General features: G+C 36.9%; 11 protein-coding genes. 9 read left to right on the top strand and 2 right to left on the bottom strand.

What is annotated here, in order from left to right; all coding sequences use genetic code 11:
• Positions 1–611: 611 nt before the first annotated feature.
• The 8 genes from TY21_RS06125 to nrdJ all read left to right on the top strand — a co-directional run bounded on the left by TY21_RS06125 (position 612) and on the right by nrdJ (position 12624).
• Entirely contained in the window at positions 612–1703 is a 1092-nt protein-coding gene (locus TY21_RS06125; RefSeq protein WP_042242220.1) for a SpoIIE family protein phosphatase, read from the top strand.
• 480 nt (positions 1704–2183) lie between these two features.
• Positions 2184–3317: a VWA domain-containing protein gene (locus tag TY21_RS06120; RefSeq protein WP_042242223.1), complete on the top strand. Its 1134-nt coding sequence runs from the start codon at positions 2184–2186 to the stop codon at positions 3315–3317.
• The gene (locus tag TY21_RS06115) at positions 3269–6205 is read left to right on the top strand and encodes a VWA domain-containing protein (RefSeq protein WP_079979958.1); all 2937 of its coding nucleotides are present in this window, start codon (positions 3269–3271) and stop codon (positions 6203–6205) included. Before TY21_RS06120 ends, TY21_RS06115 begins: the two co-directional genes overlap by 49 nt.
• Entirely contained in the window at positions 6199–7947 is a 1749-nt protein-coding gene (locus TY21_RS06110) for a BatD family protein (RefSeq protein WP_042242229.1), read from the top strand. Before TY21_RS06115 ends, TY21_RS06110 begins: the two co-directional genes overlap by 7 nt.
• Positions 7940–8758 (top strand): hypothetical protein, encoded by an 819-nt coding sequence (locus TY21_RS06105; protein ID WP_042242232.1) that lies wholly within the window; start codon positions 7940–7942, stop codon positions 8756–8758. Before TY21_RS06110 ends, TY21_RS06105 begins: the two co-directional genes overlap by 8 nt.
• Before the next feature lie 153 nt (positions 8759–8911).
• Entirely contained in the window at positions 8912–9160 is a 249-nt protein-coding gene (locus TY21_RS06100; RefSeq protein ID WP_039383577.1) for a hypothetical protein, read from the top strand.
• Between the two features lie 162 nt (positions 9161–9322).
• The gene (locus TY21_RS06095) at positions 9323–10303 is read left to right on the top strand and encodes a hypothetical protein (RefSeq protein WP_042242235.1); all 981 of its coding nucleotides are present in this window, start codon (positions 9323–9325) and stop codon (positions 10301–10303) included.
• Between the two features lie 308 nt (positions 10304–10611).
• A complete protein-coding gene (gene nrdJ, locus TY21_RS06090; RefSeq protein WP_042242257.1) occupies positions 10612–12624 on the top strand; it encodes a ribonucleoside-triphosphate reductase, adenosylcobalamin-dependent in 2013 nt (670 codons plus the stop codon).
• Positions 12625–13385: 761 nt separating this feature from the next.
• Here nrdJ and TY21_RS06085 read toward each other — a convergent pair.
• Positions 13386–14051: a hypothetical protein gene (locus TY21_RS06085; protein WP_042242238.1), complete on the bottom strand. Its 666-nt coding sequence runs from the start codon at positions 14049–14051 to the stop codon at positions 13386–13388.
• A gap of 21 nt (positions 14052–14072) precedes the next feature.
• Positions 14073–15458 carry a hypothetical protein gene (locus TY21_RS06080; RefSeq protein WP_042242240.1) on the bottom strand — a complete coding sequence of 462 codons (1386 nt, stop codon included), beginning with the start codon at positions 15456–15458 and terminating at the stop codon, positions 14073–14075.
• 260 nt (positions 15459–15718) lie between these two features.
• Between TY21_RS06080 and TY21_RS06075 the strand changes: the two genes are divergently transcribed.
• Complete coding sequence (locus TY21_RS06075; RefSeq protein WP_042242242.1) at positions 15719–15973, top strand: hypothetical protein; 255 nt, start codon at positions 15719–15721, stop codon at positions 15971–15973.
• Positions 15974–16018 lie beyond the last annotated feature (45 nt).

Below are 16018 nucleotides of genomic sequence, written 5' to 3'. Positions count from 1 at the left end.
CTGTCTCTTCTTTGACTCCTAGGATAGAAGGAGCTAATGGAAAACTTTCTTGGGATTTTTATTACCCTTTTTCTCAGTATTTACCTTAATTTTTTACATCTAGCAAAAAATAAACCTTCCTTTTATTAATTAAGTTGTAATCTAATTTTATATATTTAAGCTATTAAAGCGTTAAAATTTTATACCTAATTATAATTTTTAATGCTATTATTATAAATATGGATTAACTTGAAAAGAAATTAATTAGGTAGGTCCTTAGAAAATTTGGTGCCCAAATAATTGGCTGCCCTTAGAAAGTTTATTTTTTGAAATATTTTTGCAAGTGAAAGTAAAAAATGAGGAACTGCATAATTTGCTAAAGTAGAAGTTTAGAAAAAATTATTTAAAAACCGTAGATGTGATAATTAGTCGCATGATCACATGTTAAAAATAAATAATCTAATAGAATACTATCTAAAATTTATTAAAAGGAAAATCTTCAATATAGCCGTTTTTTTAGAATAGAAAAGAATGCCCAGCCTCACTAGGTATTTAAATATAAATTTAATTGCATTTATAACATTATCCTATAATTAACAAAGTGGAGACAACCTATGAGCTCAGGAAGTAATATGATTTCATCTTTAGAAAGCACCCTTGATGCCTATTATGATTTGTATAGTAAAACGCAAGAAAACAAAAATGATAGAAGCCAGAGGCCCATTTTGCTGCTTCGTACAGCTAATGGAGAAAAAACCCTTGAAGTTTTAAGCGATAGAAGCCAGCTTCCTTTTTTGCAGAAAATTTTAGCTTATCTAGGTAAAGGAGAAGCCAGCTTAAGTAAGGTAGCCAATTTTTTACGAGAAAAGAATCAAGAAATAAAAACCCCCACCGCTAGAAAAGCTCTCCAACATCTTGATGAAAAAATTGTTAACCTGAATACGCGCCGCTGGCTTTGCTCTATTGATCCCATTTTTACTACAAAAACTATGGGTATTCAAAGTTGGGGATGTGGGGCCTCGGCGACTTATCATTCAGAAAATGGTGAGGAGGGAGTCTTAGATTTCGTTCATATTTTTCCTGAATGTGCCACTGCTTATATTGCAGACGGAACAGGTCATGGTAACCCAACAGTTAGAGCTAATAAATTAGAGCCCATTTGGGATAAGTTTAATAGAGATTTTGTAAGCAGATTCAAAAGTGAAATGTTGGGCACTCATGATAAAGCACAAGTTTTACATTTTATGAAAAGTATCTTATTAGATATTAACACTTCTTTTGAAATAGCTGGCACAGCATCTACCTTTAGTATGGCAATTATTGTAGAAATAAATCAAAAAAAATATGTCTGTTCCGCACATGTGGGGGATAGTTCCTTATGGCATGAAACTAAAGGGGAAATTCACCGCCTTACGCCCGAAAGTCCGCTAGAATTGTCTTCGCTAAGTAAAAATTCATCCATTCATTTAAGGATAAAAGAAGTGCAGACGGGAGACAAAATTTATGGATTTACGGATGGAGTTACAGATTTTCTGCCTGCTGAAGTTCTGCATTCTATTCTATGCCATCAGCCGATCGATCCCCTCAACCTTTTGGAGGAAATTAAAACGGCTATCGTCCACCCCACCTTCCAGAGAGACAATTATGTTAATGTTAAAAAATTAGATCCTACGAATAAAAACTATAGTGATGATATTGCCGCTTTTGTCATGGTAGTCCCTTAAGGTCAAATTTTGTATATAAGCTTTAGATCCCTTACCTTTGGAAATCATGGAAGCTGATGGTTAAATTTAAATTTTTTACTTCTTGGGCTTTTACGGAAGTAAAGCTGGCTAAAAGCTTTAAGAAAAATAAAAAGCGCCTTAGCCTTTTCAATAGATTCGTTAGCATGCCCTTTAAAAGGGCTAAATCTGCATACCCCATCCTCTAAAAGCTGCTTTCTCTACTTAAAGAGAGAGTTTAAAGGATGGGGTTGCATAAGAAGTATCTTAAAAGCGCATTATTTAACGTTTTTTATGCTCCTCACCTTAGAATCTTAAAGATCTTGCTGTTTCCTAACATGTTTTATTTTATTTAATAAAATTTTACATAAGTTAATAAGCTCAACTCAATGACAGGGCTATCTTTGCTCTCTTAAGAAAGGTCATTATCTTATTTATCCTTTATCTATATTTTGTTATACCCATCTGTAATAAAGTAAGTGTATGCAAAATATTTCTTTTGAAATCGATCCTTGGGGATCCATACTAGCATTGGTTTTGCTTAGCCTATGTTATGGCCTAGCAAGGAAAAAAGAACAAATGAGAAAATCGTCCCTACTATTTTCTCATCTACACCCTTCTTTTCTTAACGCTGGATGGAAAACCACCTTCTCTCAGCTTCCTCTTTGGCTTCATGGGGGCGGATTAATTTTATTTTTAGTCGCTTTAACAGATCCGCATCTTTTTGTGCGCAGGCCTCCTTTAGCTGTGGCTGAAAAAGGCAATAGAAATTTTCTTCCAACGGAGGGAATCGCTATTTACTTATTGCTTGATCAATCTGGCTCTATGGCAGAAGAGGTGACAGCCACCCTTGACAGTAAACGACAAAATATTTCCAAAGAAGCTCTCCTTAAACAAGTCACAAAAGAATTTATCCAAGGAAATCCTTCAGCAGGCTTAAAAGGAAGGGCTAGCGATCTTATAGGACTCATCACCTTTGCTAGAGTGCCTCATATTCTCTCTCCTTTGACCCTAGACCATCAACAGATTTTAAAAGCTTTAGCTCATATCCAGGTAGTAAAAAAACAAGAAGATAATGGCACGGCCATGGGTTATGCGATTTACAAAACTGTTAGCATGATTGCTGCTACCAAGTATTATGCTAATCATTTAGCTCAAAAAAATCAGCCTGCTTATAACATAAAAAATTCTATTATTATCTTAGTGACAGATGGCCTGCAAGATCCTAATATTTTAGACAAAAATAGCCTTTGGCGTAATTTAGGATTAAAAGAGGCGGCAGTTTTTGCAAAAGAAAAAGGGGTGCGCCTTTATTTTATCAATATTGATCCTAGGATTTATGCTGATCAGCTATCTTCTCAGCGGCGACAAATGGAAGAAATTACGCAATTGACGGGAGGACGTTTATTTATATTAAATGATCCTGGGGAGATGAAAACGGTATATGCCACGATTGATCGCCTAGAAAAAAGTATTCTTCTTTCGCAAGAGTTTGCGGGAGGAAAGCCTCCTATCTATCAGCAGATTTCATTTTCTCCCTATTTAATAGCAGGCGGAATGTTAATGGTATGGCTTGCCATTGTCTTGCAAACGACTCTTCTAAAGAAGGTTCCATGAACTTTCAGGGGCTTTATTATACTTTTCCCCAAGCAAGCTATTTACTATTTTTTATTGTCCTATTTTTCTTATTATTTTGGAGGCTTTATTGCCACCGTCTAAAAATCTTTGCTCATTATACGAGTAAAGACAAACTGCCCTATGTATTAATGGCCCAGTCTAAGCTTAGCTGGGGCTTAAAGGTAGCGGCAGTATGTGGAGCTTGGATGTTCCTTTGCTTAGCTTTAATGCAGCCTAAAGGCCATCCCCATTATTCTCAAGAGGCGATAGAACACCTTCAACAAACGCATGACGTTAAGCGTATGCAACCTCATGAAGTTGTTTTTTTGATCGACGCTTCTGCGTCGATGAGCCTATTAGATGGACGACTAGGCGAAAGTCGTTTAGAGAATGCTAAGAATATTGCTGATCAGGTAATAAGCCGCCTACAAGGGCAGTCAGCATCGCTTTATGGGTTTACTTCAGAGGTGACCAAGCTATCTCCGCCTTCTATGGATTACCTCTTTATGCGGCTCATGCTACATCATTTAACGATTAATGAAGGTGATGTAAGTGGAACTGATCTAAAAGATATGCTTCGCTATCTGCATGAACATTATCTAACATCTTCAACCTCTTCTATCAAAACTATTATTATCATTTCTGATGGTGGCGATAATCGCCTGGAAGAGTTAGAGGGAAGAGCTCGTCTAAATTATATCAAGGAGCTAGAGGCTTTATTAGGTTCTCTGCCAAAAACACATATTCATACGATTGGTGTAGGCACATTGGAAGGTCTAGAAATTCCTCATGTAATGAATAAAAACCAAAGAATCATTTCCCATCTAAACGAAGATATTTTGAAAGCTTTAAGTGAAAAAGGGGAGGGACGCTATTACGCAGGCTATGCTTTTCCTGCTACTGCTATCGCAGAGGATCTTGCTGCTCAAATTTCTAAAGTGGATACTTTTTCTCTTAGTGATGCAAGGCAAGCCTTAAATGTTGAAGAAGATTTAAAGTATGATTCCTATTACCAGCTTCCTTTAAGTTTAGCTATCCTCTTGTTGGCTTTTTACCTATTATGGCCCGATACTACTCTTTCTTCATCTTCTTCTTTTCGTTTAAATAAATTTTCAGCCCTCTTATTCATCTGCTTTTTTTTCTTAAGCAAACTTACTGCTATGGAAAATCTGCAGGAGTCGATGCAACGGGGAGCCGATTATTTTTCAGCTAAAAATTATGTTGAAGCAGCCAATATCTATCAGAAAATGCTAGCAGAAGATCTATCTGCATGGGAAAAAAGTGTGGTGACCTATAATTTAGGGACTGCTTTGGCGGCACAAGGAAAGCAAGAGGAAGCTATCGAGATATTGCAGGCTTTATCGAGGGACAAGACTAGCGCGCCTTTATTAAGGTATCGCGTCCTTAGAAATCTTGCTCTTGCTAACTTCTATCAGGGGGAGAGGTTAAGCCAAGTTTCGCAGACTTTTTCGTCACCTCTTCAAGATTCTTATTTTAAAGCGCTTTACTTTTTTAAACGTTTTCTAGAAAAAATTCCTTTAGTTCAAGAAGCTGAATGTCAACTATTAAAAGTTAGCGGGCAAGATGCGTGTCAAAAGGTTTATCCTTTAGGCCGAGCAGCTACTCTTTCCAAAATGGTTATGGTAGACATACGCGAAAAAGCTAGAGAGAATCTTATGGTGCAGGCAGCACCCCCACAAAGTCTTCCTTGGTTAGCAACAGGATTGCAGCTGCTCAAGCAAGATCTTAATTTTTTGTTGGAAAACCCTCTGACAGCTTCTTTAGAAAATAAATATCGAGATCTTTTTAACAGGCATGTAATGAGTTGGCTTCCGCTATGGAAAGCACTTACCATTCAACTACAGAGAGATAAAAATTTTTTCTTATTGGAAAGAGCTGCCAAACATTTTAATAAGATAGCTCCCTTAATTTCAAAGAGCGATTTTACTGCCGCTGAAGCTAGCCTAGAAATAGCAATGGAGGGGCTAGAGCATTTTATGCATCTTCTTTTTGCGCAAGATTCTTTTCAAGAGAATATAGCCAGTCTTTTAAATGATTTTTCACTAGCCGCTTTACAAGATCCTTTAGAATTTAATACGCTGCTTTTCTTAAAGCAAAAACTGGATAGGATTGCCTTGCCCTCAGAACATGAGAGGCTTAAAGCTGGTATGGAGGCGATCGAAAATAATTTACAGGCTAGTTTTGACCAGCTTCAACTTTTGCAAGATTTAAAAGCTCAATTGTATTTTAATGAATCTTTTCAGCAGTTAAGGCGTGTGCTTTTAATTCTTCATGCAGATATTCATGTTCGTCCAGATCTAGTCCTTGAAGCTGCTATAGGCGAACAGAGGCATGCATTAGCTCAGGCAAGACTTCTCGCTCGTTTGCAAGAAAGCCAAGCTCAAACTACGCGTGAGGCAGATTTATTTATTCTTTCCTCCCAGGAATATTTGCTAACATTTTCCTCCTATTTTCATCAAGCTGCCTATGCCCAGCAACTTGCAAAGTTTAATGCCAGAGCTTCCGCAGCGGGGAGGGAAGAACGTTGTCAATTTTCTCCCTGGAACGAAGTGTTTCCTTTATTTCAGCAAGGAAATAGGCTGGCTAAAAAAATCGTAGACCTTGTTCAAGCTTCGTCGTTAGATTTACCTAGGCTTGTGAAGGCTCAGGAAAAAGTGTTGGATATCTGGCAAGAGGCCCTCACAAAGATGAAAGAACCTAATAAAACAGGTAAGTGCTTTATGGAATCCACTTTACAAACTTCATCTCTTCAGCTTTTTCAATCATCTTTTGAAGAGATGGCACGTTTGATCCAGCAGATGAATACGCAAGATCAACCATTGCCTTCTCAACCTGCTCTCATCAAAGAAGGTTTAAAGCCATGGTAGCTTTTCTTTTTTATCGTTTGGAACTGAAGTGGATTCTAGGTTTTTTAGGGTTTATCTTGATTCAATCTTCGGTCTTAGCAAATATCTCTGTAAGTGCTTTTCTTGATCCAGCTACTTTGCATCAAGGGTGGCCCTTAAAAGGCACATTAGAAGTTACGCATAATAGCGATCAGAAAGTAGAGGAATCAAGTGCCCTTTTAAACGATCGATTTTTAAAGATTGATTTGCTACGAAGTGTAAAAATCTCTCCCGACAGTCCATTAACCGTCAGTATTTATCAATTTACTCTGCCTCCTCAAAATCAAGGAACTTACACACTTTCTTCTTTATCTTTAAAAGTGGATGGGAAAACCTTTAAAACTTTGCCTATTACTTATGAAATTCAAGCTCCTCTTGCCTCTCCTTTAGTATCATCGGATGAAAACCTTAAGTCTACTCTTCAACTGCAGGCTTATAGCGAAGGTCTTAAAGAATTATATCCAGGCCAAGAAACAAAATTAGTTTATCGCTATATATATAAAGGCAATATCGCTCTTTTAAAAGAAGTATTGCCTATGTTGGAAGCTGAAGGGTTGCAGAAAGTAGGCCGTCCTGATATCCGCACCTGGACAGAAAAAGATTTAAGCTTTTTTGAAATTTCTCAGCAAGTTCAAGCGATTAAACCTGGAGAATATGCTTGGGGGCCTTCTAGGATCGAAGGAGTGGTATATGTGGAAGATGCTAGAGGCAATAAACAGTTTACAGCCACTCATCTTAGCTCTCAGGCGCCCATTGTTAAACTAATCGTAAAACCTTTTCCATTAGAAGATCAGCCAGCTTCTTTTAATGGAGCTTTTGGAGAATTTACGATGGATATAAACTTACTGAGTGCGGCAACCCTTAACGAGGGAGATCCTGTGTTTGTGAGGGTAAGCATTAAAGGCAAAACCTCGAATTGGGATAGCGTTTCTCTTCCTGAAATTTGCTGCCAACCAGGCTTTAGTGGCCTTTTTAAAGAAAATGACCTTCCTGCGGTAGGTAGAAAAGAAGATCATAGCAAAAATTTTGAGATAAAGCTTTATCCTCTCTCTACAGATATTAAAAGTCTACCTTCTATTCAATTTTCTTATTTTGATCCTAAAAGCGAGAAATATAAAATTTTGCATAGCCCTCCTATTGCTCTTACTATTTCTCCTAGCCAGCATATTTTACCTACTGATCGGGTCTCTTCTCCCCCTATAAACTTTCAAAGCCAGGAGACGTTAGCAGAATGGATAAAAAGCTATCAGCCTCTGCCTCCTTTAGCTTTTTATGCCATGCGATCTTTAGGACTTGCAGATTTAAAGAATAAAATTTTGGGTTCTTGGTGGGTAATAGGGTTAATTCCTTTAAGTTTAGGTGTAGTAGGGCTGCAATATAAATTACAAATCTCATGGAAAATTCAAGGAAGGAAAGTAAAAAAGAAAACGAGCCTATGCATATATAAAGAAATGTTGAAGGCTCCTCAAAATTCTCCTCTCTTTTTTGAATTGCTTCATCGATTGTTAATCCAGCAATTATTTGAATGCGGCCTAATTAATCACCAAGAAGCTCTAGGAGTAGATCTGCCTTTGGAGGGGGTTGCGGGCGAAGTACGTGCTTTGCTGTTGTCTATAGATTTTCAGCGTTATAGTGGCGCAGGGTCAGATGAAAAGCTCTATTTCCAAGCTTTAGAAGAATGTCAGCGGTTGTACAAAAAACTCCAAGAGATTAAGTATGGTTAATAAAACTGTTTATTTGTATGTTTTGGTAAGCCTAGCAGCGGGATATGCTCTCTTAAATTTTTTCATCTTTTCTTTTTCCAATCCTTCCGTACCCCTCTTAGAGCAAGCGCGTGCAGCCTATCAAGAAGCTGCGCAATCTAACAATTTTTTTCATCGCCGCCAAGCCCTCAACAGATTACTGATGATTTATCATTCTTTGGATAAGCTTTATTGCCCTCTGCAGGGCAATGGTGCCCTGTATAGTAACTTGGCCGAAACCTATTATAATCTTGAGCAATATCCCTGGGCGGCTTTTTATTTCTATCAGGCTAAGCGTTTAAGGCCACGCGATCTTGAGGTTGAGTTTAAATTAAAAGAAACGCTTGCTAAGTTGAAGATCCCTCCTACTCAGTCACCTTCTTCATTTAAAAAATTTTTTTTCTTTCACTTTTATTTTTCTTTACCCGAGCGTCTAGAAATTTTATGTGTCTTTACTTTTCTTTTATGTAGCCTGGCCTCTTTATTGGTATGGAAAAATTATGTAGGGCTAAAACTTCTGGTGAGTAGCGTAGTGCTTGTAAACGCCTTATTTTTTTGTAGCATCATTTATAGCCAATATTTGGAGCCTATAGAAGGTGTTTTGATTCATGCGACCCACTTATATGGAGAAAAAAATCTTAACTCGGCTTTAGTCACTTTGCAGCCTTTAAGAGGAGGATGTAAAGTAGAGGTGTTGGAATCTGGAAAACAGGGAAGGGTGTTAAAAATACGAACCCCCGATCATTTAATAGGTTTCATTTCTCAAGAATCTATTCGCCTTTTAAGGCCTTAAAAATTGGATTGAAAATATTTGTAAGAGGCTAAGCTACCTTAAACTCATGAGCATTTTGCATAGCTTTTACCTATTGTTAGTTCTTAGTTTGCGCTTGTCACTAATATGAATTTTTTGATATTCTAGTCAGCACATTACTTTTGGAGAAAAAGAATGATAGCACAAGACAGTGATAGGCCACCGCTGAGTGAAAGTAATTCAGAGTCATGGAGCTTACCAAGCTCAAACTTTTGCCCTGTTTTAAGCAACTCTTCTCTTACTCTAAAAAATACTCTAGACGGTACTTTAAAAAACACTCTAGAATTTGACAGAAAATGCCGAGCCTTAGAAGGTTTGTTTGTAGAGCTGCAAGATCGGGTCCATCAAATGGAAAAGCACCTTTCCCAAGTTAGAAATTATTAAATGTTGATAGCTCCTTTATTCCTTTAAATTTTCGCCTGTTTTTTAATTTAACTTTAATAGCGCTTTCGCCTCCAAACCTCTTTATCTTTCTTGCTTACTTACCTAGATTATTTATTATAAATATGATATGATTTTTTATATAAAAAAGGGTGGCATACTCCTATGAATATTGAGCAACGTGCTTTGTTTAATTCTTTGCGTATCAATTGGTTGTTAAATCCTAATACCCAGGTGCAACCTTGGCAAGTTGAGGATTATCGTCTTCTTTCTCATGAAGAGTTATTTGACAGATTACGTCAAAAAGATATGGCTTTAGATAAAGTTTCCCTGCTGGCGTTGGCGCAAGATGCGGATTCACCAGAGGAATTGTGCGAGGGTTTAGTCGCAGATTTAAATTTAGAGGCAAGTGAGCAAGATCAAATATATTTAGTGGTTTTCGAATTATGGCGCCGCTTTGTAAATGAAAAACCCTGTCTATCTATTTTTTGCGATGAATTAGATCATCAAATTTTTGCTTATGATCAAGGGAAATGTGCTTATCCAGCAGACATTCAAGATGCAATGGCCAATCTAGAAATGATTCTTGGTAAGCATGCTGATGAGGGAGCTGACCCGTTAAAGATATTCGAAAGCGTATCGCAAGGGTGTGCCCATGATTTAGAAACATTTTTATATGATTATATTGCAGAGCAGATTGATGGCCATCATTATCCTTATGCGGCTGATCTGCTAGAGAGTTTTGGACCTTATTGTAAGGATGTAGCTTGGTTTGATTTTTTACGGGCGCGTCTTTTTTATCATTCTGACCCCGAAAGCTCGGATAAAATGATCTTACATATCATTCAAAGCATTAAAAAAGCGCAGGATTTAGATTTGAGCTTAGAAGTCCTTACTTTTTTATCTAATGGAGGCAATCCTGAACTATTTCGTCTACTTGTTCGTCAAACATTTCCTATGCTTGAGACAGAAGAAGACTTTCAAGAGCTTTTGACAATCTGCGCCGACTACTATCATTTACTAGATCAAGAGCAAGAAGAGCAAAAAATTCAAAAAATTTTAAAGCAAAGAGCTTCTCATGCTTTAGAAAATCCAATCCATCTTAAAGATGCCAAACTGATAGAGCTTGTGAAAATGTTTAAATAAAAAAGGAAAGTATTTTTATTGAACTTAAGCTCTTTATTCTTAACGCTATAAGTAACTGAAAAAAGGTTTTTTTAATCCGTTTTAGCTCTTTTAGAATCAACAACTTAAAAGCTCTTTTCCCTTTTCTTCTAAGGAGGATTTAAAAAAAAAGTCGATATTGACTTTTAAGGCAAAAAGAGAGATACCTTGGACGTTTAAAAACACAAGCAGTAGTGGTTTTTTGCTTTTATACCACAACATCTTGTGTTTTTAGAAAAGAGAGAAAGAGAGAGCTTTAAAATATTTTATCTATGGAAGGATTAAAGATCATGACAAAACCAACAGCAAGGGCTATGGCCACAGCTTTGAGAACATATCATCGCCCTATTAATGAGGGAGAAACTTTGCTAGAAAGTTGGGATCAAGTTGTTGAACGAGTAATTAGCCATCAGCACTGGCTGTGGGAAAGAGCTTTAGGGCGTAATCTGAGTGATCGCGAGGATGACGAATTGGAAGAGCTACGCGGGCTTATTCTTAATCGTCAAGTAGCACCTGCCGGCAGAACTTTATGGTTGGGTGGAACGGAGTTGAGCCGTAAACGTGAGTCTAGCATGTTTAATTGTTCTTATACCCATGTGGAAACAGTCTATGATATCGTCGATGTGCTTTGGCTCTTGTTACAAGGTTGCGGGGTAGGCTTTAGGCCTATTACTGGCACTCTAAATGGTTTTCGTAGACCTTTGCAAGAGATTCGGGTGATTCGTTCTAATCGAACAGGCAAAGGTGGCGAACAGAATAATGTAGAAACTTATGATTCTGCAACGAAGACATGGACAATTAAAGTCGGGGATTCAGCGATTGCTTGGGCAAAAGCTGTGGGTAAACTGGTGGCAGGTAAATATCCTGCTAGAACTTTAGTACTTGATTTTTCTGAGATCCGACCTGCAGGGACACGCCTTAAAGGGTATGGCTGGATTTCATCTGGAGATGAGCAAATTGCTAAAGCTTTTAAAGCGATTGCTAAAATTTTATCCGACCGTGCTGATCAGCTTCTGACTCGTATTGATATTTTAGATATCGTCAACTGGCTGGGTACCATTCTTTCTAGCCGCCGCTCAGCCCAGATAGCGCTATTTGAATATGCCCAACCAGAATGGGAAGAGTTTGCGGTAGCAAAAAAAGAATGGTGGCTTAAAGGGAATGCTCATCGTCAGCAATCTAATAATAGCCTTCTTTTTCGCCAGAAACCAACCAAAGCAGAATTAGAAAGCCTTTTTCAACTCATGATGGATTCGGGGGGATCCGAACCTGGTTTTATTAATGCCATGGAAGCTGAAAGACGGGCACCTTGGTTTAAAGGCTGTAATCCTTGTGTAGAAATTCTTCTAGGTAATAAAAGTTTTTGCAACTTAACCGAGGTAAATGTATTAGCTTTTAAAGGGGATAAAATTGGCTTAGAGAGAGCTCTTTATCTAGCCGGTAGAATGAACTACCGTCAAACAATGGTTAACTTAAGAGATGAAATTCTTCAAGAAGCTTGGCATCTCAATAATGATTTTCTGCACCTATGTGGAGTTGGCTTAACAGGCATTCGTGCAAGAAGTGATCTGACTGCCTATGATTACAAGCGTATGCGTAATATCACTGTAAGTGCGGCTTATAGCATGGCTAATGAGCTCAATTCTCCTTTGCCTAAAAACGTCACTTGTGTGAAACCTAGTGGTACCTTAAGCAAAATCATGGGAACAGAAGAATGGGGGGAAGTGCCAGAAGGAGTGCATTTGCCGCTAGGAAAATATATTTTTAATAATATCACTTATTCTAAGCATGATCCTTTAGTGGGACGTTTTCGAGCTGCAGGTTATACGGTGGTAGAAAAACCTTACGAGCCAGAATCTGTACTTGTTAAATTTCCTGTAAAATTTGAGAATATTTCGTTTACGCGGATGATGGTCACCAGAAAGAATGGTAAAGTGGAAGAAGTAGAGGTAAACACTGATTCGGCTGTTTATCAGCTCGAGTGGTACAAGCTTTTACAAGAAACTTGGTGTGAGCAGAATGTTTCCAACACTATCTCTTACGATCCTTCCGAGGTTCCTGCTATTATTGACTGGCTGTTAGAAAATTGGGATACTTATGTAGGAGTTTCCTTCTTATTTCGTAATGATCCTACAAAAAATGCCGAAGACCTAGGATATGCTTATTTACCGCAGGAAGTGGTCACTAAGGAAAATTATGATACCTATGTGGCTAAGTTGAAAGATATCGATTATTCAGGCATTGAAATGCGCGATGAAGAGTTAGAAGCTGCTTGTGCAACAGGTGCCTGTCCCGTCCGTTAAGCTACACGATAATTTAAAAAAGAGACTAAATAGCAAGCATTGGATCTTAGCTTGCTATTTAGTTATCTTTAAATTAGCAATCTACTAGAAATAGCTTTTAAATTAAAAAAAAATTAGCTTTGCTTGTTTTAGTTATTAATAAAATGTAAGAATTAGACATTTTAAAATAGAGAGAAATTTTTACCAGATTTTGATTTTTAATCTTGCCTCTTAATAAAGAGACTTTATCAGCTAGTTCTTTAAGGCTTTTCTTATCGACCGCGTAGAAGAAGCTTTAAAAAATCTAGTCATTGCACGTAAGTTGTTCTTAGGTAGCTAGCCTGCGTACAGCACAAGAGGAAAGGAAGTATTACATCGTGTTGTCAAAAACTTTTTATCGGCAAGCAAGATTGATTCTAGCTTTTCTGGCAGAAGCCATACCTACAATACGTACTCGGTAAGCTATTACCTACAAAATTTTTTGTATGTAAGCGATCTGGGGATCGTGCTCTTTAAATTTTTGAGGTGGAGGAATCAATAGGAATCAAAAAGGGCAGCCCCTAGAAAAACTAGCAATTTGCAAGCATCTTTAAATTTATAGATGCCTGCAGAATTGCATTTTAAACTCGCTCTACTCTGGCACCTTTTACAAAAACTTGCCCCACGCGCCAAATGATGATATTACCTCTCAACAGGCCCACTCATCTTCCCTCATCATTAATCTTAACTTTGGTGGATTTTGTTCGTCTACTCATCTATCAACCCTAAATTTTAATCCTAGCTTAACTTGTGACATGTACAATAGTCCGAATATTTTGACATAGGTGAGAAATTTCGGAAAAATTATGATGTTCAATTTTATCTCTTAAAGTAGAAATTCTATCAGCTAGCTCGTTGATTTTTTGATTCTCTAAAGGCTTATCTTCAACTGGGCAGCTTTTTTCTAATAAGGGTCGATAAATTTCCTCTAGCTTCTGCATGTAGTCATCCAAGTCTTTTAAGTCTAAAGGAATAAAATCTTCAAGCTCATATTTGGCTAATTCTTCCCATGAAAATAAAAGGTCTTGTAGATGCTCACTAGCTTCTTGTAAAGACATGTTTTTAGTTTGAGTGTAAGCCAATAACCACGGATCCTGCACATCTACTAATAGATCGTTGCTTAGTAAAGTGAGCTGTTGTTGTTTGGTTTTTAGATATTTTTCTACATCCTTAACCATTAGCTTATATTTTTCATAATTAACGGGATGGCTCTTTTTTATCAATTGATAATATAGTTTCTCTAAATTAAATAGAAAATGGGTTTTGAGAGCCTTTGGCGCATAATATTTTATGCGATTATAGGTGTCTTTATTTAATTTTAAAGGGCTACTAAATGTTAAAGTAAACTTTTTTAAAAAATCTGCTCGAGCTGCCAAGTCATGATATTCTCCTCTAACAGGTGCACTCATTTTTTCCCTACTTATATTTTATTAATGAAATTCTTTTTTCACGATTTTTAATAGTTTTTTGAATATTTCTACCCTATCAGAAAGCACTGCTTCTTGTGAAGAGAGATCACCAGAGGAAGAAACATTTAATAATGCTGGTAATACTTCTGAGTCTTCGCAAGCTTGTAGTAAACTATGGGCTCCTTTACGAAAACCCTCTTGTAAGAAAAATTTAATTTTATCCTCTTTTTTTAAACTTTTTTGGTAATTTTCAGCTGTTACAGGATCATCTTTAAGTTTAATGTTAATAGAGGTGCATAAATTATCAATAATTTTTTCAGTTAATTCCCCTTTTGCTAACTTTACAAGAGTCTTAGTGACAGTTGTCCAATTTCTACTATCAACTTTAAAATCATGATCAATTAAAGCTATACTTCTTCCCTCCTCTGAGGCCTCAGGTTGTAATAGTAAATTATCTAAATTATTTGATCTTTCAGGATGCATGCGATCTGTATTATGTAATAATACGTCTAAAAAGATCATTGCTCCTATATCCAATAAAATTTTCTCTTGCGTTAAGGCTTTCATCAATTCATCTACCGGCAGTTCAGCAAAAGTTGTGCCTGGAACATACTTCATTACCATTATATGTTGAGTACTTTCTAGCTGATATTCTAGTTGCCTAATTTTTCCCCCATAAATTTCTGCTTCTTGGCTATCTTCTGCCAGGTCATACTTTTCTCTTAAATCATTTAACGCCAAATCCTCTAGCTTCTTTAAAGCTAGTTGTCCTAACTCTGATTCTCTAGGGAATGCTGTATAAAGAGGGGTTGAAAAATTTAGCCTTCTATAAAAATGATCAGCAATCAGATGTGTGGTAGGATGGGGCATTAATTTTAGAGCAAGAGGAGCCTCACTATAATCGGTATGATGTAGAAAATATATTCCCGTCTGCCCTGCTGTAGAGCGTAGAATTTGAACAGTTTCTGGTAGTGTTCTTTCTAACTCTCCAAGAACAGCTCGATGATTTATAACTATCTCGATAGGTAGCTTACTTCCAATAGAAGAAGAGCTAAAAATGCTAAAAAACTTTTTGGAAAGAGTTGTTGTTTCTTTTGTGCTAAAAATTCTGTTTATATTCTTCTGCGTTTCAATTACTTGATCTTCGCTCAAATATGGGGGTAACTTACTAATAAAAATTCTTATGATTTTTTCATGAGTCAGTTTTTTAAAACTCGAGGAAACTTCCTTCTCACGACCTAAGGCGATTTCATTTTCGCGGGGGTTTAAGTAAATATACTTTCTTCCATCTTTTTTGACAGCTTCCTGTTGACTGTCTAACATTTGGCCAACAAGGGTATTCCAGCCCTCTAGAGATAAGGTATCAAGGTTGGCTCTGACAAAGGGGCTACGCGAACTATCATCCATAGATAACCATATTAAATTAATATTAAGATACTATGTTTACAAAACTATTATAAAATTATTTTTAAATAAAAAGCATTAACTTAGTTTGTTAATTTGTAATTTCAAAATAATTTTAAAAATAAATACTTAATTATTAATATATTGTTTTATCAGTAGCAAAAGAGTGAAAAAACTAGGGAATATTAGAAAAGTACAGAAAGAATTAAGCCGGTAAAGCAAGGGATATGATTATCATTCCTTTCCTTAAGAAGGATGGGTAAATGAATGCCCATAGGCCAAATAGTGTTTTTATTGTATTTAAGAAGCTGGAAGATCCAAGGAAACGACGGAACCAAATTTGTAGTTTGTTCGACATCATTACCTTTAGCATCTTAGCGATTTTACGTGGCACCGCTGATAAGCAAGCTTCCTATCGATCATCTTATATGCAGGGTATAGATCTTTTAGTATCTCGAAGGAGAGGAGGGAGGCTAAGCCAAGAAGTGGACAAGTCTTGGATGGAAAAAAAGAAATGATGCTTTAAAAGTTATTCAAGGCCTTGGAGGAGACTTTTGCTCTAG

It is taken from the genome of Neochlamydia sp. S13 (genome assembly GCF_000648235.2).
Lineage (GTDB): Bacteria > Chlamydiota > Chlamydiia > Chlamydiales > Parachlamydiaceae > Neochlamydia.
The sequence above is the reverse complement of the archived record's forward strand: the minus strand, read 5'-3'. Positions and strand labels throughout refer to the sequence as shown.